Genomic DNA, 22,208 nt, shown 5'->3' on the forward strand with positions numbered 1-22,208 from the left:
GGTACAGGCAAGATGTTTTCCATGCGAACCGACAGGAAGCCCACCATGAGTATCGATTCCGACGACGGGTTCGTCGTCGCCCGCACGGCCGAGGAGGCCGTCGACCGTCTTGCCGAGCTGCACCGCCAGGCCACCGCGGCGCTGAGCCAGGCGCTCAAGCGCTACATCAAGGAGCGCATCGAGCCAAGCGAGGCCGAGCGGCAGAACTTCCACTACCCGCAACTGCGCATCGGCTACCGCTGCCAGGGCGAGGTGCCGTCCACCACCCGCGCCTACGCTAAGGTCCAGGTGCCGGGCGAATACAGCGTCACCGTCACCCACCCCGACGCCTTCCGCAAGTACCTGCTGGAACAGTTGCGTCCGCTGATGGACGATTTCACCGTGCAGGTGCAGGTCGGCCCGAGCCAACAGGACATCCCCTATCCCTACGTGGTCGAGCAGGGCGACGAGCTGGCCGGCTCCGGGGTGACCGCCGCCGAGCTGGCGCGGGTGTTCCCCAGCACCGACCTGTCCGCCGCTTCCGACGACATCGCCGACGGCCTCTACGAATGGGAACGCGCCGACCAGTTGCCGCTGGCGCTGTTCGACGCCGCGCGGGTGGACTTCTCCCTGCGCCGCCTGGTGCACTACACCGGCAGCGACTGGCGCCACGTGCAGCCGTGGATCCTGCTGACCAACTACCACCGCTACGTCGACCAGTTCATCCGCCTCGGCCTGACCCGCCTGCGCGAGGACCCGCGCTTCGTGCGCATGGTCCTGCCGGGCAACGTGATCATCGAACGCGGGATGGACGAAGGCGAGGCCAACGCCATCGTCGCCGGGGTGGTCTGGCACCGCTACCAGATGCCGGCCTACCACCTGATCGCCGCCGATGGCGACGGCATCACCCTGGTCAACATCGGGGTCGGCCCGTCCAACGCGAAGAACATCACTGACCACCTGGCGGTGTTGCGTCCGCATTGCTGGCTGATGATCGGCCACTGCGGCGGCCTGCGGCAGTCGCAGACCATCGGCGACTACGTACTGGCGCACGCCTACATGCGCCGCGACGGCATCCTCGACCGCGCGCTGCCGCCGCACATCCCGATCCCGGCGCTGGCCGAAGTCCAGGTCGCCTTGCAGGAAGCCGCCGCCGAAGTCACCGGCGAGCGCGGCGAGTCGCTCAAGCGACGCTTGCGCACCGGCACCGTGCTCACCTACGACGACCGCAACTGGGAGCTGCGCTGGGCCCAGGAGCGGCCACTGATCAACCTGGCGCGGGCCATCGCGGTGGACATGGAGAGCGGCACCATCGCCGCCCAGGGCTACCGCCTGCGGGTGCCCTACGGCACGTTGCTGTGCGTCTCGGACAAGCCGCTGCACAGCGAGATCAAGCTGCCCGGCTCGGCCAACGCCTTCTACGAGCGCGCGGTGAACCAGCACCTGCGGATCGGCATCGCCGCCCTCGACCTGTTGCGCAGCCAGCTCAACTCGCTGCACTCGCGCAAGCTGCGAAGTTTCGACGAGCCGCCGTTCCGTTGATCGGACGCGCCGCGGTTTCCGTGCGGAAACCTCGGCGCGCTTCTACGCCTCGCGGCGCCGAGGCCCTACAATGATGGCCCTTCGCCCTGCGTGGAACCGCGGCGCCTTCTGCCGGTCGGAACGACCACGCCTGCCATCGATGTGAGCCCCATGCCGTTCAGCGCCCCCACTCATCTCAGCAACCCGCTCCGTCGCTTCGCCCGCCGCCTGGTGCCCGATGCCGCGCCGGAAGTGGCAGCGCCGTTGCCGATGCCGGAAAGCCTGGCCGGCGAACCGTGGTTCTCGGTCGGTCGGGCGGTCGACGCCCTCGGCGGCGAGCGGGTCGACGGCTGGATCCTGGAAGAATGGCGCGGCCTGGCCCTGCGCGCGCGTTTCAGCGCTTGCTGGCGCGATCCGCGCGGCAACCTGTGGAATGTCCTGCCGCAGGCGGGCGCCATCGCTTTCCTGGCCGACCCGCAGCGGCGCTACGAAGGCGTGCCGCTGGCCGACCAGTACCAGGCGCTCAGCCGCGATGTCCTGCTGGAAGACTACCTCGGCCTGCGGCGCCAACTGGCCCGCGCCGGCCTGGACGACGAGGCCCGCGAGCGCCTGGCCGGGATGGCCGCGCGCCTGGAAAGCTGGCTGGCCCTGGGCGGCCGGGGCGACCAGGCTTGTCCGTGCGGCAGCGGCAAGCGCTACCGCAACTGCTGCTCCCGCCTGGTGGCCTCGGCCTCCTGAGCGACGTTGCGCGGTGCGACGCGCCACTGCTCGCCGGGTTTCGGCGTGCCGAAGGTCGCCGGGTCCACGCCTTGGCTGCGCAGCGCCGCCTGGAGCGCCTTGGGCGGGTCGTCCTGCTGTTCGTCGGTGAGATTGAAGGTACCGAAGTGGATGGCCATGCTGGTCTGCGCCTGCAGCGTGCGATGGGCCTGCACCGCGTCGTCGGGATTCATGTGGTGGTCGCGCATGAACCAGCGCGGCTCGTAGGCGCCGATCGGCAGGGCGGCGAAACGCATCGCCCCGAAGCGCTGGTGGATCAGCCCGAACTCCGGGCCGAGCCCGGTATCGCCGGGAAACAGCAGCGGGCCGTCCGGCGAGTCGATGACGAAGCCGAGCCAGAGCGTGCGGTTGGTGTCGCTGCGGGTGCGCGACGACCAGTGCTGCACCGGTACGCCATGCAGCGTCAGGCCAGCGCCCAGCGGCACGGCCTGCCACCAGTCGATCTCCACGACGTCGGCGAAACCTGTCTGGCGGATCAGCCCGGCGTTGCCCAGGCCGCTGACCACCTTGGCCGTCGGCCAGCGCCGGTGGAGCTGGCGCAGGGTTTCCAGGTCGAGGTGGTCGTAGTGGTTGTGGCTCACAAGCACCAGGTCGATCGGTGGCAACTGGTCGAGCGTCAACCCGGGCGGATGGTGGCGCTTCGGGCCGATGAAGGCGAGCGGGCTGACCCGTTGCGACCAGACCGGGTCGGTGAGGATGTTCAGGCCGCGGTGCTGGATCAGCAGGGTGGCGTGGTTGATGTAGGTGACCCGCAGTTCTTCGCCGCGGGCGCGCTCGTTCACCCTTGGCGGCGTTGCCGTCGGCGGCAGGGCGACCCACGGGCGTTGCGGCGGGCGGTTCCACTGCCACTTGAGCAGGTCGCGCAGGCTCTTGTGCGCGGTCGGCTGGATATTGCGGAAACGTTCGCCGTCGAAATGGTCCGAAGGCGGACCCTGATAGGCGCTGCCAGCGCAGCCGGCCAGGGTCAGCAGGCTGATCAGCCAGGTGGGACGCAGGGAGGGCATGAGGGGATGCTCTTGCGGTCAGGCTCTCGGACAACCTAGCATGCCGCCCGGTACCCCGATCAAGCCAACTCGTTTCCAGTCATGTCCCGTCCCCCGCGTCCTTCCCCGCGTCATCCCGTCCGCCCTGCGCCACGCCGGGTGGCCAAGGCGCCGCCGAGCGAGCCGAAGCTGCTGCTGTTCAACAAGCCGTTCGACGTACTGACCCAGTTCAACGACGAGCAAGGGCGTTCGACCCTCAAGGACTTCATCCCGGTGCCGGGCGTGTATCCGGCCGGGCGCCTGGACCGCGACAGCGAGGGCCTGTTGCTGCTGACCAACGACGGTCGCCTGCAGGCGCGCATCGCCGACCCCCGGCACAAGCTGCCGAAGACCTACTGGGTGCAGGTCGAAGGTACGCCGGACGAGAAGCAATTGCGGCGCCTGCGCGAGGGCGTGACGCTCAACGACGGCCCGACGCTGCCCGCCGAGGCGCGTCTGCTGGATGAGCCGACGTTGTGGGAGCGGGTGCCGCCGGTGCGTTTTCGCAAGTCGGTGCCGACCCACTGGCTGGAACTGGTGATCCGCGAGGGGCGCAATCGCCAGGTGCGGCGGATGACGGCGGCGGTGGGCTTGCCGACGCTGCGGCTGGTGCGGGTGCGGATCGGCCCCTGGAGCCTGGATGGCCTGGGCCTCGGGGAATGGCGGGAAGTGCCGGCGCGGCTGGACTGACGAGAGGGGCGTCGTCCAGCGGGCGCGGAACGATCAGTAGTACGACTTGATCACGGCGATGCCACGACCCATCACGTCGCGCCAGGCGTCGCGGGTCTCGGCGTCGCAGTCGCGGTCGTGCTCGGCGACCGCCATCAGCAGGGCGTCCAGCCACAGGTCGTAGAGTTCCGGGCGGATATCCAGCGCGGCGCGCGAATGGCTGGCGCCGAGGGCGCGCAGCTTGCTGTCGGACATGCCGCGGGCGTACATCACCAGGTTCATGATCCCGGCACGCAGCAGGTGTTTCTGCGCAGTCATGTCGGTGGTGGCGAACTTGGCGCGAATCTGCGGGGAACTGGCAAGGAAATGCCGGTAGAAATCATCGAAGAATCCGGTGCTGGCACAGCAGCGTCCATAACTCTGCATGACGCGGTCGGCGGCGTTCATGGCGACTCCCTTGTTCTAGGCAATGGCAAGGCGAGCCGGCCCCGTTGGCCGGGGCCGGCGGATGATTACGAATGGTTGGATGACGCGCGTGGCGCCGGGGTTACATGCCCGCGCCTTCGAGGCTGCCGATGACCAGGCCCTTGATGATGAAGCCCAGTACGCCCAGGCCGAGGGCGAAGAACAGGATCAGGGTTCCGAACTTGCCGGCTTTCGACTTCTTCGCCAGGTCCCACACGATGAAAGCCATGAACAGGATAAGCACGGTCACCAGACCGGTCATCATCCACTCTTCGAACAGTTCGGGATCCATTGGCAACCTCCGGATTTTCAAGCAAACGAAGTCCGGCTCGCGGTCGGACGGAGCGTGCCATGGGGGGCGGGCAAGGCGTTTATCGTTCTACGAGCAGGCTGCTCTTTATATGCGGGGGCCACGCGGGCATGACAACTGAAACAGGCTGCCGATTATACGGCATGCCGCCTGTTCCGTGTCATGTCCCAGGTCTCGCTACGATCAATCGCGCAGGTGCTCCAGCGGCAGTTCGGTACTCGCCAGCACCTGGTTGAGGACGAAGCTGGAGCGCACGCTGGAGACCCCCTCGATGCGCGTCAGGGTACCCAGCAGGAGCTTCTGGTAGTGGTCCATGTCCGGCACCACGACCTTCAACTGGTAGTCCGCGTCCATCCCGGTGACCAGGCTGCACTCCAGCACTTCCGGGCATTTGCCGATGACTTCCTGGAAGTGTTCGAAGCGTTCCGGGGTGTGTCGATCCATGCCTATGAGGACGAAGGCGGTGAGGCTCAGGCCGAGCTTCTTGCGGTCCAGCAAGGCTACCTGGCGGACGATGTAGCCGTCGTCCTCGAGCTGCTTGACCCGTCGCGAACAGGGCGATGGCGACAGGCCTATCCGTTCTGCCAGTTCCTGGTTGGAGATGCGTGCGTCGCGCTGGAGTTCTTCGAGGATACGCAGGTCGTAGCGGTCGAGTTTGTTCATGGCGAGGATTTCTTTCAGGTTGATTGCCATCGGCAAGGTGAATTTGAGTGATTTATTGCGCAATCAAGGTTCTGGTGAGCAATATTAGCAATCATTGGTCGCGCCTGGCGACGTATTCTTTTACCCAGATTCACGGCCCGGACATCTCGTCCATCACGGCTCGCCCAATCAGGCCAGCCGTGGCCGCCGACCCTACAGGGTTGCGCCGGCCTCCGGGTTGCACACCGCCCAGAAGGTGGAGTGAGGTGAGCCGTCGCCAACAGCGCCGAGCCAGGACAGTTACCCCAGAAGGGAGGTCGACGGGCCTCCCTTTTTCTTTGCCCGCGATCCGGCCCGTGCCGCGCTTTTACCCATTCTTTACCCGGCGTTTACCCACCCTTGGCGGAAAACGGCGGAAAGTCGTTCCCGGGATCATTCGAACGTGGCCGGGCGACCAGGCCCGGGGCGAGGCAGACGATGAACGGTGGATGGTGGCGAATGCTCGGGGTGGGCGCTCTCTCGCTGAGCCTGTGCGTCCAGGCGCAGGCCGACGACGGCCGAGGGGGACGCGGTGGAGCCGGCGGCGAGCGCGGTGTTGCCCACGGACAACCGGGACCTGGCCGCGGCGAAGCGCATGGCGGCAGTTGGGGACCGCATCCCGACTGGCGTCCGGGCCGGGTGGTGGAGGCCTTGCCGCGCGGGCACCTGCGGGTGCCCTATCGCGGCGGCGAGTATTTCTTCGACGACGGCTACTGGTACCGACCCGACGGCCCGCGCTATGTGCTGGTCGTGCCGCCCCGCGGGGTGCGCGTCCGCAGCCTGCCGCCCTATGCGGAGCAGGTCTGGCTGGGCAGCGTGCTGTACTTCCTTGCCGCCGGCACTTACTACCTGTGGCATGCCGACACCCGCGAGTACGAAGTGGTCAGCCCGCCGCCGCGGGCAGCGGGACCCGTTTATCCGGTCAGCGGGCCGGCCGCCAGCTACGACGTGGTGGCCTACCCCGCGCGCGGCCAGGGGCCCGACCAGCAGGGCCGCGACCGCTACGAGTGCCACCGCTGGGCGGTGGGCGAGAGCGGCTTCGACCCGGCGGGGGCGACCTACGCGCCGGCCGCCGAGGTCGCCAACGGCTACCGCCGGGCCATGGCCGCCTGCCTGAGCGGGCGCGGCTACAGCGTCAACTGACGGTTTCCTTGCCGACCACTTCCTGCGGGTCGGCATGGATCAGCACCTCGGCCTTCGGGTATTCGCGCTTGATCGCCAGCACTGCGCGGTCGGTCAGGGCGTGGGCCACCGACAGGCTCAGCTCGCCGGGCAGTTCGAGGTGCAACTGGACGAACCAGTGGTTGCCGGAAATCCGCGTGCGCACGTCGTGCGCGCCGAGCACTCCCGGCACGCTGCAGGCGAGTTCGCGCATGCGCTCGCTGATGTCGGTAGGCAGTTCCCGGTCCATCAGGATCGACACCGACTCGCGAGCGATCTGCAGGGCGCTCCAGAGGATGTACAGGGCGATGCCCAGGCCGAACAGGCCGTCGCTCTGTGGCCAGCCGTAGCGGGCCAGGAGCAGTGCCACGAGGATGCTGGCGTTGAGCAGCAGGTCCGAGCGGTAGTGCAGCGAGTCGGCGCGTATCGCGGTGGAACCGGTGCGGCGGATGACGTGGGTCTGGAAGGCCAGGAGAAGGGCCGTGAGCAGCAGCGACAGCAGCATCACCGCGATGCCCCAGGTGGCCGCGCCGAGGGGCTGCGGGTCGCGCAATTGCTCGACCGCCTGGATAGCCACCAGCACCGCGCTGGCACCGATGAACATGGCCTGGGCCAGGCCGGCCAGGGCCTCGGCCTTGCCGTGGCCGTAGCGGTGGTCGTCGTCGGCCGGGCGTAGCGAATAGTGCACCGCCAGCAGGTTGAGCAGCGAGGCGGCACTGTCCAGCAGGGAGTCGGTGAGGCCGGCGAGCAGGCTCACCGAACCGCTCAGCCACCAGGCAATGGCCTTGCCGATGACCAGGGTGACGGCGACACCGAGCGAGGCCAGGGTGGCCAGGCGCAGCAGGCGGGCGTGGGGGGAATCGGGACTCATGGGGCGCTTCTGTCAGGAGGGACGGCGCCACTGTAAACCAACCGGGCGGCGACCGGGCACTGACGCACGGTCGCGCTCGGAGGGCGGATCAGGCGGCCGGCTTCAGGCCATAGGCCGCCAGTTGCTCGACGCTGCCGCTGTGGCGGATCAGGCGCGGGTCGTCGAGCGGCAGTTCACGGCCGATCTCGCGTTCGAGGATGGCCCTGAGCTTGCGGTTGTCGACCTTGCCGTCCGCGCCGACGGCATCCTTGAGCACTTCCGGGGCGACCGAGTACTTGGCGTCGGGCAGGTAGATGGCGCCGGTGGCGAAGTCGACGCCGAAGGCGATCAGGCCGGGGATGATATAGAACAGCAGGCCGATGGCGTCGAAGGCGACGATGGCCGGATCGATGCGACCGTCGATCTGGCCGCGTCGCTCGGGGTAGAACAGCGTACCGCAGGCCGACAACTGGCTCAGCAGGGCTGCACTGAGAACGGCACAGGAAACGCGGGTGGCAAGGCGCATGTATGACCTCCGGGTGAACATGACGGCGAACTATAGCAATCGACCAGCGTTCGGCAATCTTCTGCCGCGACGATGACGATAAGACCGTCGAAAGCGCCTGCCGGTTCGCCGGTATACTTCGTCGGTCAGTCCGGAGCCAGCATGATTTCCCTACCCATCGACGCCGTTGTTCCCGCCCTGCGCCAGGCCCTTGGCGCACAACACCAGGCCGTCCTGGAAGCCCCGCCGGGTGCCGGCAAGACCACCCGGGTGCCGCTGGCCCTGCTCGACGAGCCCTGGCTCGCCGGCCAACGCATCCTCATGCTCGAACCGCGACGCCTGGCGGCGCGGGCCGCGGCCGAGCGGCTGGCCGCCGAGCTGGGCGAAAAGGTCGGCGAGACCGTCGGCTACCGGATCCGCCTGGAGAGCAGGGTCGGCCCGAAGACCCGCATCGAAGTGGTCACCGAGGGTATCCTTGCCCGTCGCCTGCAAGACGACCCGGCGCTGGACGGTGTCGGCCTGGTGATCTTCGACGAATTCCACGAGCGCAGCCTGGATGCCGACCTGGCCCTGGCGCTGACTCTCAATGGCCGCGAACTGTTGCGCGACGAGCCGCCGCTGAAAGTGCTGGTGATGTCGGCGACCCTGGAGGGCGAGCGTCTTGCGGCGCTGCTCGGCGAAGCGCCGGTGGTGCGCAGCGAGGGCCGCATGTTCCCGGTGGATATCCGCTGGGGACGGGCGGCGCAACCCGGCGAGTTCATCGAGCCGCGGGTGCAGCAGGCGGTGCTCCAGGCGCTGGCGGAGGAAAGCGGCAGCGTGCTGGTCTTTCTTCCCGGCCAGGCTGAGATCCGCCGCGTTCACGAAGGCTTGCGCGAGGCCCTTGGCGGTCGCCCCGAGGTGCTGCTCTGCCCGCTGCATGGCGAGCTCGACCTCGCCGCCCAGCGCGCCGCCATCGAGCCGGCGTCGCGGGGCACGCGCAAGGTGGTGCTGGCGACCAACATCGCCGAGACCAGCCTGACCATCGACGGCGTACGGGTGGTGATCGACGCCGGCCTGGCGCGGGTGCCGCGCTTCGATCCGGGTAGCGGCATGACCCGCCTGGAGACCCAGCGCATCTCCCGCGCCTCCGCTACCCAGCGTGCCGGCCGCGCAGGGCGCCTGGAGCCGGGCGTATGCTACCGCTTGTGGTCGGAGAGCCAGCATGAGCAGTTGCCTGCCTACGGCACGGCGGAAATCCTCCAGGCCGATCTGGCCGGGCTGGCCCTGCAACTGGCGCGCTGGGGCGTGGCGCCGGAGGAGCTGGCCTGGCTCGACGCGCCGCCCGCGGCGGCCTACGCCCAGGCCCGCGAGCTGCTCGGGCGGCTGGGGGCGCTGTACGCCAGCGGCGCGTTGAGTGCCCATGGCCAGGCGATGGCCGAATTGCCGACCCATCCGCGCATTGCCCACCTGCTGCTGCGCGGCCAGGCCCTCGGCCTTGGCGAACTGGCTTGCGACGTAGCGGCGCTGCTCGGCGAACGTGACATACAGCGTGGCGGCGGCGCCGACCTGCACAGCCGTCTCGCCCTGCTCGCCGGCGAGGCCCGCACTGGCGCCTCGCGCGGCGCGGTACAGCGCGCCCGGCAACTGGCCCGGCAGTTCCGCGGTTACCTGCGCGGCGCCGCCAGCGAGGCGGTCGTCGATCCCGGTCATCCGCGTTGGCTGGGTTGCCTGCTGGCCTTCGCCTATCCCGACCGCATCGCTCGCCAGCGCCGCGCCGGTGGCGGCGACTACCGGCTGGCCAATGGACGCGCTGCGCAGTTCGGCGAACCGGACAGCCTGATGAAGCAGCCCTGGCTGGTGATCGCCGATCTGGGCAGCCGCCAGGGCCAGCGCGAAGAGCGGATCTACCTGGCCGCCGAACTCGATCCGAGGTTGTTCGATACGGTCCTGGCGGAGCAGGTCAGCCAGCGCGACGAGCTGCAGTGGGACGAGCGCGAAGGCGTGCTGCGTGCCGAGCGCCAGCGCCGGGTCGGCGAACTGGTGCTGTCCAGCGAGGCGCTACCCGGCCTCGACGAAGCGGCGCGCAGCCAGGCGCTGCTCGGCCTGGTCCGGCGCAAGGGCCTGGAGTTGTTGCCCTGGACCCCGGAACTGCGCCAGTGGCAGGCGCGCATCGGCTTGCTGCGCCGGCTGGACCTGGAAGACAAGGGCGAGAGCGAGTGGCCGGACGTCAGCGACGCCGCGTTGCTGGAACGGTTGGAGGAATGGTTGCCGGCCTATCTCGGCAAGGTCACCCGCCTGGCTCACTTCGCCAACCTCGACCTGGCTTCGATCCTCGCCGGGCTGTTGCCCTGGCCATTACCGCAGCGTCTCGACGAGTGGGCGCCGAAAACCCTGGAAGTCCCCTCCGGCTCGCGCATCCGCCTGGACTACAGCGAAACCCCGCCGATCCTCGCGGTGCGCCTGCAGGAACTGTTCGGCCTCGGCGACACTCCGCGCATCGCCCAGGGCCGCCTGGCAGTGAAGCTGCACCTGCTGTCTCCCGCGCATCGCCCGGTGCAGGTGACCCAGGACCTGGCGAACTTCTGGCGCAGCACCTATGCGGAAGTCAGGAAGGACCTGAAGGGACGCTATCCGAAGCATTATTGGCCGGACGACCCGCTGGTGGCCGAGGCCACTGCCCGGGCCAAGCCACGCAAGTAGTCGACGGCGCTCAGAGCACCCGGGTCAGGTCGTCGTCGAGGAAGTGCCGGAAACTCAGGCGCTGGCCGTCGGCGAAGTCGAAGTGGCTGTCCAGGGTCGGGCCGTTGAGGACGAACTCCAGGGCCAGCAGGCGCACACCGACCAGGCCGCGCTGCCGGCCGAGGTCGTGCAGGCGGTACTCGCCCGGGCCTTCGTCGTTCTCGCAGGGCCGCGGCGCTTCGCCGCTGCGCCAGAACACCGTCTCGCCCTCGAAGTAGAGGCGATACCAGCGTTGCTCGAACTGCAGGTAGACCACGTTCACCGGATCGGCCGGACGGCCTTCCCACCACCATTCCTGGATCAGCAGCGACTGGCAGACCTGTCCGCGCAGGGCGGGCTGTTCGCCGTTGATCGTGCAGCAGGGGATGGCGGTATGCATCGGGCTCCTCCTCCGGGGTCGGTTCACAGCAGGGACAGGTCGGCGCCGTCGCTCCGCAACTGGTCGTAGGCCTGGTCCAGGCGGTCGCGCAGCGCTTCGGCGCCGGGAATGTGGCGCGAGACGATCATCCGCAGCGGCAGGCGGTACAGTTCCTGGCTTGCCAACGCCTGGCGGCTGGCCGCTTCCACCGGCGCCTGGTAGTCGAGCAGGTAGTCGCCGCGCCCGAGTTCGAGCATGCGCAAGGCGGCGTGGTGGGTGCCGGTGCGGTACAGGCGCAGGTGCAGGTTGGGGTCCTGGATGAAGTCGGTGACCGGTTTCCAGTAGCTGTAGCCGCTGATCAGGATCAGCCGGCGTCCGGCCAGGTCCTGGGGAACCCGCGGTGCCGGCTGGTGCGCCGGGTAGTACAGGTTCAGGCTGACGTGGCCGAGCACGCGCCGCGCCTGGAGGGTGTCGGCGGCCAGCTCCGGCTTGGCCGCGCCGGCCCACAGCGCCACGCTGCCATCCTGCAGCCCCAGGTACAGGCGCGCGCTGGGCAGGGCGCGGAACGCCGGACGATAGCCGGCCCGCTCCAGCAGCAGGCGGACCAGGCGGGCGCCGGAACCGGCGGCGTGGCCATCCCGGGCGGTATAGATGTAGGGGGGGAATTCGTAGTAGCCGACGTTCAACGACGGCCTTGCGTCCTGCGCATGGAGCTGCGGGGCGGCCAGCAGGGCGAACGCCAGCAGCGCGAGCAGGGGCGTTGTGGTGCGTAGGGGCATGGTGTGCGGCCTTGCCGTTTTTTGTTGTTATGAATGGGGGCGAAGCATGCGGCGCGCCGGGCCGCTTGTCCAGCCCGGCGCGCGCCCGGTCAATGGGGCAGCAGGAAGCGCGCGGCGAGCGGCAGGTGGTTGGAGATCTGCAGCGTATCGCTGCGCCGGACCCGGGCATCGAGACGGGTCAGCGAGGGGCTGTGGAACAGGTAGTCGAGGGTCCGATCCGGCCCCTGGACCCGTGGGTCGTTGGGGAAGTGCGTGTACCAGCGAACCTGGTCGACGCCACTGGCCTCTTCCAGCGACGGCACCATCGGGAAGCGCCCGCTCAGGACGGCCAGTTCGCTGTCTTCCCGGTAGGGCGCGCGCAGCGGCGCCAGCAGGTAGGGATACTGGCCGGGCGGCAGCAGGTTGAGGTCGCCGCCGAGCAGCCAGGGCGTGCGCCTGGCCTGCAGTTCGTCGAGTAGCGTACGGGTGGTCTCGACCTGGCGCTCGAGGGTGTCGTCGTTCGCCTGCGGGCGGTCGAAGCGGGCATTGAGCACGGCCAGCTCGCCGCCGCCGTCGATCGGCAGGTGGCTGACCAGGATCGCCGGGCGCGGCCCGAACAGGCGGTCGAACAGCCCGCCATCGCGTGGTGGCAACTGGCGCCGCTCGGCGCTATCGATGCGATAGCGGCTCAGGGTGGCCTGCTTGCGGCCGACGCTGCCGAAGATGTGCGGCGTCGGCACGAAGGCCGACTTCCACTCGTAGGCCTGGGCGCTGCAATGGTAGAGATCGTTGATGCGCTCCTGGATCAGCGCCAGTTGGTCCTGATCGTCGGTGGCGCTGGAGCCGTCGTCGATCTCCTGGAGCAGGACCAGGTCCGGCTGCTCGTCGCGGATCACCCGGACCACCTCGTCGAGGGTGAACGCCAGGTCTTCGGCGGTGGGGCGCTGGTCCGGGCCGGTGGCATCCGGCAGGTCGTCCCAGAAGACGTAGCGCTTGCCGGCCAGGTACTGGATGTTCCAGGTCATCACCTTCAGGGCCTGCCCCGGCTTCAGCGCCGGCGCGGCGCCCTGGCAATGCAGGGGCGCGGCTTCGCGATCGGCGGGTTGCCAGCTCAGCAGGTAGCTGGCGAGCAGGGCACCGCCGACCAGCAGGAGCAGGCCGACGAACAGCAGGTTGCGTAGACGGGGCAGTGACATCGCAATCGAGACTATGCTGGAAAGGACCAGAGCATAGAGCTTGCCGCCGCGCATTTCACCCTTGCAGGTCGAATTGACGCAAGGGTTCGCGTTTTTTCGAGCGGGAGGGTACCGCATGCCGCGCAAGGTATTCAGCAGCCAGGCCTACCGCCACAAGGTGGTGCTGGTCAGCGGCGGCTGTTCCGGCATCGGTCGCGCGCTGGCGCTGCGTTTCGCCCGGGCCGGTGCGCGACTGGCGATCCTCGACCTCGACCAGGCGGCGCTGGACAGTTTGGTCCAGCACCTGCGCGACCATCTCGGCGGCGAGGCGCTCGGCCTGCGCTGCGACGTCGCCGACGCCGATGCGGTGGAGCGTGCCGTGGCGCTGGCGGTGGAGCGCTTCGGCGGCATCGACGTGCTGGTCAACAACGCCGGCATCACCCACCGCGGTACCTTCGCCGAAACCGGCCTGGGGGTTTTCCGCAAGGTCATGGCGGTGAACTTCTTCGGCGCCGTGCATTGCACCCGCGCGGCGCTGCCGAGCCTGCTCGAACGGCGCGGGCAGATCGTCGTGCTCGGTTCGCTGACCGGTTTCGCCCCGTTGCTCTACCGCAGCGCCTACAACGCCAGCAAGCATGCCTTGCACGGTCTGTTCGATACCCTGCGGATGGAGCTGGAAGGCACCGGCGTCAGCGTGACCCTGGCCTGCCCGGGATTCACCGCCACCGACCTGCGCAAGAACGCGCTGGTCGGCGATGGCTCGGTGACTCGCCAGCCGGTGCAAGTGCTGGGCAGCCAGGTGGCATCGCCGGTGGAGGTCGCCGAGGCGATCTTCCAGGGCGCCGCGCGGCGCCGGCGCCTGCTGGTGCTGTCCAACGTCAACTGGCGGGCGCGGCTGCTGGCGCGCTTCTTTCCGCGTCTCTTCGAAAAGCTGCTGGTGCCGCGCCTGTCGGGACTCAAGCCGCAACCCTGACGGTGCTCAGTGGGCGTGGTCGTGGGCGTCGAAGCCCTGGCTCATGTCCCAGTAGGAGGCCTCGACCTTGTGCCCGTCGAGGTCGCGGATGAAACACCCGTAGTAGGGCTCGCCGTACAGCGGACGCGGGCCCGGCGCGCCCTCGTCGCGTGCGCCGGCGGCCAGGGCCGCGGCGTGGAAGGCGTCGACCTGGGCCTTGCTGTCGGCGAAGAAGCCGACGTGGCTGCCGTTGCCGACGCTGGCGGGACGGCCGTCGATCGGCGCCTGCACCCAGAACTCCGGATAGAGCTTGCCGTAGGCTACGGCGCCGGGGTATTCGAGGATCACCTTGCAGCCGAGGGCGGCCATCACCGCGTCGTAGAAGGCTCGGGCACGGGGAAAGTCGTTGGTGCCGATGGACAGGTGGGAAATGCAGCTGGGGTTGGCCGATTCGTCGCTCATGGTCCGTTCCTCGAGGCAGGGCTCGTCAAGCATAGGCCAGCGCGGCGAATCGGCGCGCGGCGCCGTTCACATCCCGTTGCGTGGCGCCGGACCGAGGCTGTAGATGCGGAAGGCGACGATGGTCAACAGCAGCTGGAAGAACCCGCTGAGCGTATGCAGGGCGACCCGCAGCACGACGGCGTCGCCGGCCGAATCGGCGAGCCAGGCTTCCAGGCTCCAGACCGGCAGCAGGATCACCAGCGAACAGGCGAGGATCAGGAAGAATCGCCCACGGGTGAACTCGAAGCTTTCCCGCAGCGCCTGCAGCGGACTACGGCCGCGCAGCACCAGGCAGAATTCGGCGAAGGACAGCTTCACCATGACGAAGATGCCCGGCAGGATCAGCAGCGACAGGCCGAGCACGATCAGCAGCGAAGTCAGCGCCGCGAGTAGCGCGAAGGCTGGCCACAGGCGCAGCGCGGCGCTCCACAGCTGGCCGACGCGAGGCCGCTCGTCGCGCCCGCGCGCGTCCATGAACAGGATCAGGGCTGCGGTGTAGAGCGGGTAGAAGAGCAGTCCGGCGACCAGGCTCCAGGCGCCCATCTGCTGGGGGCCGACGGCTTCGTCGATCTGCTGCTGGAGCAGGCTTTCGAGGAATATCCAGGGCAGGCAGAGCGGCACCAGGGTGGTCAGGTGGCGGGTGAAGAAGAACCAGGCGTCACGCAGCGGCAGCAGAGGATTCATCGCGGGTCGGCAGATCGGATACGAGCCCGCGACTCTAACCCAGCCGGCCGCCGAGGCCAACGCCTGGCGGCCGCCGTTGCCGTTCAGGCCGCTTCGCGAGCCTGGGCCTGCTCCAGTTCGCGGACCAGCGGCAACACGTGCTTGCCGAAATACTCCACTTCTTCGTGGAAGTGCAGGAAGGCCGACAGCACCAGGTCGACCCCGGCCGCCTTCAGCGCGACGATGCGCTCGGCGATCTGCCGTGGCGTGCCGATCAGGTTGGTCTTGAAGCCGTCGTTGTATTGCACCAGGTCTTCGAAGGTGGATTTGGCCCAGTTGCCATCGCCCTCCGGCGAGGCCTTGCCGGCCTGTTTCACCGCGTCGCCGAAGGCGTTCACCGCCTCGTAGTCGGCCTTGGCGATGATCTCGTCGAGCACCGCCCGCGCTTCCTCCTCGGTGTCGCGGGCAATGATGAAGGCGTTCACTCCGACCTTGACCGAATGGCCGTTGGCCGCCGCCTTGGCGCGGATGTCCTCGACCTGGGCGCGGATGCCGTCGATGCTGTTGCCGTTGGTGAAGTACCAGTCGGACACGCGCGAGGCCATGTCCCGCGCCGCCCGCGAGCTGCCGCCCTGGAAGATTTCCGGGTGCGGCTGCTGGATCGGCTTGGGTTTCAGGGTGTAGTCGTGGAAACGATAGAAATCGCCCTTGAAGGTGAAGTTTTCCTCGGTCCAGATGCCTTTCAGCACGCGGATGAACTCCTCGGAGCGCCGATAGCGTTCGTCGTGCTCCAGCCAGGGTTCGCCGATGCCGGTGAACTCTCCCTTGAACCAGCCGCTGACGATGTTCACCGCGACCCGGCCATTGGTCAGTTGGTCGATCGTCGCCAGTTGCTTGGCCACCACCGCCGGATGCCAGGGGCCAGGCAGGATCGCCGCGATCACCTTGAGCTTCTCGGTGGCCGCCAGCAGGGCGTGGCTGATGGCCACCGACTCGTGCTGGTACTCGGCGCCGTAGCCGGCGGTGAAGCGGATCTGCGAGAGGGCGTAGTCGAAGCCGTTGCGTTCCGCCAACTGGGCCAGCTTGCGGTTGTAGTCGATGTCCCAGCTGGTGCGTTGCTCGATCTTGCTCACCACCAGGCCGCCGCTGACGTTGGGGACCCAGTAGGCGAAGCGGATCGGCTGTTGCTCTTGGCTCATCGGGGGTATCTCCGGGTAGGGGCGTGGTCCGGTGTCTATGAAGGAACCGTGCCATCCCGGATTCATGTTTTCGAATCAATGGCTTATGGGGGATATGGCGGAACCGGCCTGTCTTCTGCCGGACAGCCCTGTTGTCCCGCTGTTGCCCGGCAGACAGTCAGGCCGGCAAGCGCTGCAACAGTTCGGCGGCGCGCAGTACCACGGCGTACTCGCCGTGCAGGTTGGCCAACGCCATCGCATGCACCTCGTCGGCGCTGCGCGGGGTGCCGTGGAAATCGGGCTTGGCGAAGGTGAAGCAGGCGTCGGCCACTACCCAGGTCTGGAAGCCGAGGTTGCCGGCGCTGCGTGCGCTGGCTTCCACCGAGTTCTCCGTGGCTACCCCGACGAGCGCCACCTGGCGGATGTCGCGGACATGGAGCCAGCGTTGCAGGCCGCTGTTGATGAAGGCGTCGGGAACGTTCTTCTCGAACACCGCCTCGTCGTCGCGCGGCGCCAGCGCTGGCTGGAACTCCACGCCAGGCTGGCCGGGCGCGAAGGGCGAGCCGGGCTGCCGGGATACGTGCCGGACGTGCACCACCGGCCAGCCGGCGGCGCGCCAGGCGGCAAGCAGTTCGACGATGCGCGCCTCGGCGCCGGGATTGTTGCGCGGCGGCAGGTCGTGGCGCTGCATGCCGCGTTGCAGGTCGACGATCAGCAGGGCGACCTGGGACCGTGCGGAGCGCTGGGCATCGTCATTCATCGGGAATTCACCGGAGGAACTTGAGATCGTGCAGGGTGCTCCAATATTTCCCTTTGGTGCAATCCATCCTTCCTTCTCGAAATGCAGTCGAGGCGTGCGATGAAATCCGATGAGAAAACCCTGATCGACGGCCTGTTCAGCCGCCTGCGCGAGGCCGAGGGGCAGTCCGCTCCGCGTGACGCCGAGGCCGAGGCGCAGATCAACCAGCACCTGGTGCGGCAGCCGGCGGCGCCGTACTACATGGCGCAGGTGGTGCTGATCCAGGAAGCCGCGCTGAAGCGCCTCGACCAACGGGTGAAGGAGCTCGAGGCGCAGGTCGCCCAGTTGCAGCAGAGCCGTCCGAGCAGCGGCGGCTTCCTCTCCGGCCTGTTCGGCGGCGGCGCGCGCGACGAGCCGGCGCCGAGCCAATCGGGGCGCCCGGCGGGCTGGGGCGAGACGCGTTTCTCCAATCCGGCGGCGGCCGGCGACATGCGTCCGGGTATGGCGCCCGCCGCGGCGGCCGCGCCTTCGCGGGCCAGCGGCTTTCTCGGCGGTGCGCTGCAGACGGCCGCTGGGGTCGCTGGCGGGATGCTGGTGGCCGACCTGCTCACCGGCATGTTCCGCCACAGCCAGCCGCAGGAAATCGTCGAGGTGATCCAGGACGTCCCGGTGGATAACCTCGACGCCAGCCAGTTTGCCGATCCCGAGCCGGCGACCGAGCGCTTCGCCGATAGCGACTATCCCGCCGACGGCGGTTTCGCCGATGGCGATTTCAGCGACAGCGACTTCAACGACGACTCCAGCTTCCTCGGCGACGACGATTTGTTCACCTGACCGTTAGGGTTGCGGGCCGTGGGCTGCGATAATGGTGGCCCACTGCCGTCGTTCCGGAGTTCCCCTTGAGTCGTCCCGAGTCGCCCGCGGTGAAGAAGATCGCTGTCTTCGCCGATGTGCAGAACCTCTACTACACCGTGCGCCAGGCCTACGGCTGCCATCTCAACTACGCCGCCCTGTGGGCAGACATCGCTCGCGGCGGGAGCATCGTCGAGGCCTATGCCTACGCCATCGACCGCGGCGACCCGCGTCAGCAGCAGTTCCAGCAGATTCTGCGCAACCTCGGTTTCACGGTGAAGCTGAAGCCCTACATCCAGCGTGCCGACGGCTCGGCCAAGGGTGACTGGGATGTCGGCATCACCATCGACGTACTGGATGCCGCGCCACGGGTGGACGAAGTGGTGCTGCTGTCCGGTGACGGCGACTTCGATCTGCTGCTGGAGAAGGTCATCCGCGCCCACGGCGTCGTGGCTACGGCCTACGGGGTGCCTGGCCTGACCGCCAACGCGCTGATCCGAGCGGCGTCGCGCTACGTGCCGATCGAGGGCGGATTGCTACTCAAGGGCTGACCGGCCGCGCTCCAGAGGACGATGGGAGACGGCGAATCCGCTAGAATGCCGTCCGTTTCCTTTTTTCCGAGTCGCTCATGACGTTCGCTTCCCTCGGTCTGCTCGACCCCCTGCTCAAGGCCCTCGAAGGGCTCGGCCACGGCACGCCTACGCCGATCCAGGCCCAAGCCATACCCCCGGCGCTCAAGGGCCGCGACCTGCTCGCCGCAGCACAGACCGGCACCGGCAAGACCGCCGGTTTCGCCCTGCCGTTGCTGCAGCGGCTGACCCTGGAGGGGCCGCAGGTCGCTGCGAACTCGGTGCGTGCACTGGTCCTGGTTCCGACCCGCGAACTGGCCGAGCAGGTCCACGGCAGCGTCCGCGACTACGGCCAGCACCTGCCGCTGCGTACCGCGGTGGCCTACGGTGGGGTCAGCATCAACCCGCAGATGATGAAGCTGCGCAAGGGAGTGGATATCCTCGTCGCCACTCCCGGGCGGCTGCTCGACCTGTATCGGCAGAACGCGGTGAAGTTCGCCCAGCTCCAGGCGTTGGTGCTGGACGAAGCCGATCGCATGCTCGACCTCGGTTTCGCCCGCGAGCTGGACGAACTGTTCGCCGCGCTGCCGCGCAAGCGCCAGACCCTGCTGTTTTCCGCGACCTTCTCCGACGCCATCCGCACGCTGGCCCGTGAACTGCTGCGCGACCCGCTGTCCATCGAGGTCAGTCCGCGCAATACCGCGGCGAAGAGCGTCAGGCAATGGCTGGTGCCGGTGGACAAGAAGCGCAAGGCCGAGCTGTTCTGCCACCTGTTGCAGGCCAATCGCTGGCGCCAGGCGCTGGTCTTCGCCAAGACCCGCAAGAGCGTCGAGGAACTGGTCGGACTGTTGCAGCGGCAGGGTATCGCCGCCGACTCGATCCATGGCGACAAGCCGCAGCCGGCGCGGCTGCGCGCCTTGCAGCGGTTCAAGGCCGGCGAGGTAGACCTGCTGGTAGCCACCGACGTGGCCGCGCGTGGCCTGGATATCGAGGAAATGCCGCTGGTGGTCAACTTCGACCTGCCGATCGTCGCCGAGGACTACGTGCATCGCATCGGCCGTACCGGACGTGCCGGTGCCTCCGGCCAGGCGGTGTCGCTGGTCTGCGCCGACGAAGTGGAGCTGCTGGCGGCGATCGAGACACTGATCGGGCAGACCCTGCAACGCCGCGAGGAGCCCGACTTCGAGCCGGAGCACCGGGTGCCGCAGACCGCGCCGGGCGGCGTGGTGCTGAAGAAACCGAAGAAGCCGAAGAAACCCAAGGCCGCGGAGAGCGTCGGCAAGCCCGGCAAGATCCACTTGGGCAGTTGGTTCGACAGCAGCGCGCCGACGGTCAAGGCGGTGCGCAAGGCACCGGGCTTCGGCGCGGGTGCGGCGGGCAAGCCGAAGAAGCGGCCGTCCGGCAAATAGCGAGGCGCTGGCGTACCGGTCTCTAGCGCCTGCCGCGCAACCAGGCCAGCGCGCCGAGTCCGGCCACGCGCCCGCTGGCGAAGCAGGCGGTCAACAGGTAGCCGCCGGTGGGCGCCTCCCAGTCGAGCATTTCCCCAGCGCAGAACACGCCGGGCAGGCCATCGAGCATCAGGTTGTGGTCGAGCGCCTCGAAGCGTACGCCGCCGGCGCTGCTGATCGCTTCGTCCAGCGGACGCGGGCGCAGCAGCGTCAGCGGCAGGCGCTTGATCGCCGCCGCCAGGCGGGCCGGCTCGGTATAGGTGGCGGCGGGGGTGAGTTCACGCAGGAGGCCGGCCCGAACCCCATCGATGCCCAACTGGCTGCGCAGGTGATTGGCCATCGACCTGGAGCCGCGCGGGCGAGCCAGGGCTGCCTCGATCTGCTCGCGACGCCTGTTCGGCAACAGGTCCAGCCATACTTCGGCCGAACCCCGTGCCTCGATCCGTTCGCGGATGGCGGCGGAGAGGGCATAGACCAGGCTGCCCTCGATACCGTCGCGGGTCACGACGAATTCGCCCTGGCGCGGCGTTTCGCCCGCCAGTCCCATGGCCACCGGTTTGACCGGAGCGCCGGAGAACTTGTCGCGAAACAGCTCGCTCCAGCCGTCGATCTCGAAACCGCAATTGCTTGGCCGCAGGGGCTCGACCTCGATGCCACGGGCGCGCAGCAGGGGCACCCAGGCGCCGTTGGAGCCCAGGCGCTGCCAACTGCCGCCACCGAGCGCCAGGATCACGGCGTCGGCGCGTATCGACAGGCGCTCGGCGGCGCTCTGGATGTCCAGCGTACCGTCCGCGTTCCAGCCCAGCCAACGGCAGCGGGTGTGGATGAGCACGCCTTGCTCGCGCAGGCGCTTGAGCCAGGCACGGAGCAACGGGGCGGCCTTCATGTCGGAGGGGAACACCCGGCCGGAACTGCCGACGAAGGTGTCGATACCCAGGCCGTGGATCCAGGCGCGCAACGCATCCGCGTCGAATTCGCCGAGCAGTGCGGCGATTTCCTTCTGGCGCCTGCCATAGCGGCCGAGGAATTGTTCCCTGGCCTCGGCATGGGTGATGTTCATGCCGCCGACGCCCGCGAGGAGGAATTTCCGGCCGACCGAGGGCATGGCGTCGAACACTTCCGTGCGTACGCCCGCCTGGCTCAGGACCTCCGCGGCCATCAGGCCTGCGGGACCGCCGCCGACGATGGCGACCTGGGGGGAAGGGGAGGATGCTTGACTGGGCATGTGGACGACGAGCGAGACCTGGGGAAACCGGCGTGCAGTGTAACCGAGGCGAAGACCGCCTCCGAGCCTTGTCGATGCCACCTGGTCCGCTCGCCGTGCGCCTGGTCAGGAACTGATCAACCGTCGCAAGGCCAGGCACGATGCGCTGCGCGAAGCGTTTTTCGCACCTTATCCACAGGCGGTTCCACACGCTTTGTGGAAATCCGCCGACGCTCGTCGCGTGGCAGGAACGGCTTCCGGTCGCGCTTGCCCGAAGGTGCCCTAGGCCTTGGCTTCGACAGCCAAGCGCCAGGTCAGTGGATCAGCGAATTGCGCTTGGCGAACTCTGCGAGGTCGACCAGCGAACCCAGGCCGAGCTTCTGCAGCAGGCGGGTCTTGTAGGTGCTGACGGTCTTGTTGCTGAGGAACAGCTTCTCGCCGATGGCCTTGTTCGAATAGCCCATGGCGAGATGCTGGAGGACGATCATCTCGCGGTCGGAGAGCAGGCCGATAAGCTCGCTTTCGGAAATGCGTTCCGGCGGGGTGCCGAGGGTATCGAACGTGAGCGAAGGAAAGAACGTGTAGCCAGCGGTCACCGCGTTCAGGGCGTTGATCAGGTTGTTCAGGTCTTCTTCCTTGTTGACGAACCCACGGGCACCGACCTGGATGCAGCGCTTGCAGAACGCCTCTGCGGATTGCGAAGTGAGTACCAGCACCTGGCTACGCAGTCCCAGGGACTTGATCCGCGAGATCACGGTCAGGCCATCGAGTTTGGGAATGCCGATGTCGAGAATCACCACGTCCGGTTCGTGCTCCCGGACCAACTGGATGGCATCCACGCCATTGTCCGTCTCGGCGACCACCTGCAGACCATGCTTTTCCAGCAGGACGCGCACGGCGAGACGGATGACGGGGTGGTCGTCGACGATCAGGACGGTATGCATAAATTCGATTTACCTTGAGGGACCGGGACAGGGTCGGGATTCGATTTCCCGGGCGCTGCCGCCGGTGGTCATCCATGTTGGGCGCTAGGCCGAGATCGCCGTCCAGAATAGCCTGTTAAGGCGGGGCGACTCGGTTTTTCATGTGGAACCATGCTAATCCAACCGAACCTCCAAATCAGTAGGAAAATTCCCACAAAACATGGGGACTT

At 68.1% G+C, this 22,208-nt stretch carries 24 protein-coding genes; 9 read left to right on the forward strand and 15 right to left on the reverse strand.

The window, feature by feature from the left end; all coding sequences use genetic code 11:
* The first annotated feature begins 21 nt into the window (after positions 1–21).
* Both amn and HMPREF3014_RS15620 read left to right on the forward strand, forming a co-directional pair.
* Positions 22–1,521 (forward strand): AMP nucleosidase, encoded by a 1,500-nt coding sequence (gene amn / locus HMPREF3014_RS15615; RefSeq protein WP_003119204.1) that lies wholly within the window; start codon positions 22–24, stop codon positions 1,519–1,521.
* A 150-nt stretch (positions 1,522–1,671) separates the two neighbouring features.
* Positions 1,672–2,238, forward strand: a complete 567-nt coding sequence (locus HMPREF3014_RS15620) for an SEC-C metal-binding domain-containing protein (protein WP_016254302.1) — start codon at positions 1,672–1,674, stop codon at positions 2,236–2,238.
* Here HMPREF3014_RS15620 and HMPREF3014_RS15625 read toward each other — a convergent pair.
* A complete protein-coding gene (locus HMPREF3014_RS15625) occupies positions 2,196–3,281 on the reverse strand; it encodes an MBL fold metallo-hydrolase (protein WP_003119208.1) in 1,086 nt (361 codons plus the stop codon). The genes HMPREF3014_RS15620 and HMPREF3014_RS15625 overlap by 43 nt on opposite strands.
* Positions 3,282–3,419: 138 nt before the next feature.
* On the opposite strand from HMPREF3014_RS15625, the gene HMPREF3014_RS15630 reads away from it, so the two are divergent.
* Positions 3,420–3,989 carry a pseudouridine synthase gene (locus tag HMPREF3014_RS15630; protein WP_003106061.1) on the forward strand — a complete coding sequence of 190 codons (570 nt, stop codon included), beginning with the start codon at positions 3,420–3,422 and terminating at the stop codon, positions 3,987–3,989.
* A gap of 33 nt (positions 3,990–4,022) precedes the next feature.
* On the opposite strand, the gene HMPREF3014_RS15635 is transcribed toward HMPREF3014_RS15630, so the two are convergent.
* The 3 genes from HMPREF3014_RS15635 to HMPREF3014_RS15645 form a co-directional block, all read right to left on the reverse strand.
* Positions 4,023–4,415 carry a globin gene (locus HMPREF3014_RS15635; RefSeq protein ID WP_003093127.1) on the reverse strand — a complete coding sequence of 131 codons (393 nt, stop codon included), beginning with the start codon at positions 4,413–4,415 and terminating at the stop codon, positions 4,023–4,025.
* Positions 4,416–4,515: 100 nt separating this feature from the next.
* Positions 4,516–4,725, reverse strand: a complete 210-nt coding sequence (locus HMPREF3014_RS15640; RefSeq protein WP_003093125.1) for a DUF2788 domain-containing protein — start codon at positions 4,723–4,725, stop codon at positions 4,516–4,518.
* A gap of 201 nt (positions 4,726–4,926) precedes the next feature.
* Positions 4,927–5,436, reverse strand: a complete 510-nt coding sequence (locus HMPREF3014_RS15645; protein WP_003119210.1) for an Lrp/AsnC family transcriptional regulator — start codon at positions 5,434–5,436, stop codon at positions 4,927–4,929.
* A gap of 447 nt (positions 5,437–5,883) precedes the next feature.
* Here HMPREF3014_RS15645 and HMPREF3014_RS15650 point away from each other — a divergent pair, with 447 nt between their 5' ends.
* On the forward strand, positions 5,884–6,567 hold the full coding sequence (locus HMPREF3014_RS15650) for a DUF6515 family protein (RefSeq protein ID WP_003114323.1): 684 nt from the start codon (positions 5,884–5,886) through the stop codon (positions 6,565–6,567).
* Here the strand turns inward: HMPREF3014_RS15650 and fieF are convergent.
* Positions 6,560–7,456, reverse strand: coding sequence for a CDF family cation-efflux transporter FieF (fieF, locus tag HMPREF3014_RS15655; protein WP_003093118.1), 897 nt, complete (start codon positions 7,454–7,456; stop codon positions 6,560–6,562). The two genes, HMPREF3014_RS15650 and fieF, sit on opposite strands and share 8 nt — an antisense overlap.
* A gap of 88 nt (positions 7,457–7,544) precedes the next feature.
* On the reverse strand, positions 7,545–7,961 hold the full coding sequence (locus HMPREF3014_RS15660) for a hypothetical protein (RefSeq protein ID WP_023087006.1): 417 nt from the start codon (positions 7,959–7,961) through the stop codon (positions 7,545–7,547).
* 141 nt (positions 7,962–8,102) lie between these two features.
* Between HMPREF3014_RS15660 and hrpB the strand changes: the two genes are divergently transcribed.
* Positions 8,103–10,619: an ATP-dependent helicase HrpB gene (gene hrpB / locus HMPREF3014_RS15665; protein WP_023087007.1), complete on the forward strand. Its 2,517-nt coding sequence runs from the start codon at positions 8,103–8,105 to the stop codon at positions 10,617–10,619.
* A gap of 10 nt (positions 10,620–10,629) precedes the next feature.
* Here the strand turns inward: hrpB and HMPREF3014_RS15670 are convergent, their stop codons facing one another.
* The 3 genes from HMPREF3014_RS15670 to HMPREF3014_RS15680 form a co-directional block, all read right to left on the reverse strand.
* Entirely contained in the window at positions 10,630–11,037 is a 408-nt protein-coding gene (locus HMPREF3014_RS15670) for a hypothetical protein (protein WP_003093113.1), read from the reverse strand.
* Between the two features lie 23 nt (positions 11,038–11,060).
* Positions 11,061–11,795, reverse strand: a complete 735-nt coding sequence (locus HMPREF3014_RS15675; RefSeq protein ID WP_003106825.1) for a substrate-binding periplasmic protein — start codon at positions 11,793–11,795, stop codon at positions 11,061–11,063.
* Positions 11,796–11,884: 89 nt separating this feature from the next.
* Positions 11,885–13,024: an endonuclease/exonuclease/phosphatase family protein gene (locus tag HMPREF3014_RS15680; protein ID WP_003110387.1), complete on the reverse strand. Its 1,140-nt coding sequence runs from the start codon at positions 13,022–13,024 to the stop codon at positions 11,885–11,887.
* A 61-nt stretch (positions 13,025–13,085) separates the two neighbouring features.
* Here HMPREF3014_RS15680 and HMPREF3014_RS15685 point away from each other — a divergent pair, with 61 nt between their 5' ends.
* On the forward strand, positions 13,086–13,922 hold the full coding sequence (locus HMPREF3014_RS15685) for an SDR family oxidoreductase (protein WP_003106828.1): 837 nt from the start codon (positions 13,086–13,088) through the stop codon (positions 13,920–13,922).
* A gap of 6 nt (positions 13,923–13,928) precedes the next feature.
* Here the strand turns inward: HMPREF3014_RS15685 and HMPREF3014_RS15690 are convergent, their stop codons facing one another.
* The 4 genes from HMPREF3014_RS15690 to HMPREF3014_RS15705 form a co-directional block, all read right to left on the reverse strand.
* Positions 13,929–14,363: a VOC family protein gene (locus HMPREF3014_RS15690; RefSeq protein WP_003106829.1), complete on the reverse strand. Its 435-nt coding sequence runs from the start codon at positions 14,361–14,363 to the stop codon at positions 13,929–13,931.
* A gap of 66 nt (positions 14,364–14,429) precedes the next feature.
* On the reverse strand, positions 14,430–15,086 hold the full coding sequence (locus tag HMPREF3014_RS15695) for a DUF7847 domain-containing protein (protein WP_003106831.1): 657 nt from the start codon (positions 15,084–15,086) through the stop codon (positions 14,430–14,432).
* Between the two features lie 83 nt (positions 15,087–15,169).
* Positions 15,170–16,264 carry a dimethylsulfone monooxygenase SfnG gene (sfnG, locus tag HMPREF3014_RS15700; RefSeq protein ID WP_003093107.1) on the reverse strand — a complete coding sequence of 365 codons (1,095 nt, stop codon included), beginning with the start codon at positions 16,262–16,264 and terminating at the stop codon, positions 15,170–15,172.
* 157 nt (positions 16,265–16,421) lie between these two features.
* Positions 16,422–17,003, reverse strand: coding sequence for a cysteine hydrolase family protein (locus HMPREF3014_RS15705; protein WP_003106834.1), 582 nt, complete (start codon positions 17,001–17,003; stop codon positions 16,422–16,424).
* Between the two features lie 99 nt (positions 17,004–17,102).
* Between HMPREF3014_RS15705 and HMPREF3014_RS15710 the strand changes: the two genes are divergently transcribed.
* The 3 genes from HMPREF3014_RS15710 (at position 17,103) to HMPREF3014_RS15720 (ending at position 19,812) form a co-directional block, all read left to right on the forward strand.
* Positions 17,103–17,816: a DUF2076 domain-containing protein gene (locus tag HMPREF3014_RS15710; protein WP_019726682.1), complete on the forward strand. Its 714-nt coding sequence runs from the start codon at positions 17,103–17,105 to the stop codon at positions 17,814–17,816.
* Positions 17,817–17,881: 65 nt separating this feature from the next.
* Positions 17,882–18,385 (forward strand): LabA-like NYN domain-containing protein, encoded by a 504-nt coding sequence (locus HMPREF3014_RS15715; protein WP_017148443.1) that lies wholly within the window; start codon positions 17,882–17,884, stop codon positions 18,383–18,385.
* A 77-nt stretch (positions 18,386–18,462) separates the two neighbouring features.
* Positions 18,463–19,812, forward strand: a complete 1,350-nt coding sequence (locus HMPREF3014_RS15720) for an RNA helicase RhlE1 (RefSeq protein ID WP_016253022.1) — start codon at positions 18,463–18,465, stop codon at positions 19,810–19,812.
* Positions 19,813–19,834: 22 nt separating this feature from the next.
* Here HMPREF3014_RS15720 and HMPREF3014_RS15725 read toward each other — a convergent pair whose 3' ends face one another.
* Both HMPREF3014_RS15725 and HMPREF3014_RS15730 read right to left on the reverse strand, forming a co-directional pair.
* Positions 19,835–21,076, reverse strand: a complete 1,242-nt coding sequence (locus HMPREF3014_RS15725) for a TIGR03862 family flavoprotein (RefSeq protein WP_023087008.1) — start codon at positions 21,074–21,076, stop codon at positions 19,835–19,837.
* A 293-nt stretch (positions 21,077–21,369) separates the two neighbouring features.
* Positions 21,370–21,999: a response regulator transcription factor gene (locus HMPREF3014_RS15730; RefSeq protein ID WP_003106011.1), complete on the reverse strand. Its 630-nt coding sequence runs from the start codon at positions 21,997–21,999 to the stop codon at positions 21,370–21,372.
* Positions 22,000–22,208 lie beyond the last annotated feature (209 nt).

It is taken from the genome of Pseudomonas sp. HMSC065H01 (assembly GCF_001815235.1).
Lineage (GTDB): Bacteria > Pseudomonadota > Gammaproteobacteria > Pseudomonadales > Pseudomonadaceae > Pseudomonas > Pseudomonas aeruginosa.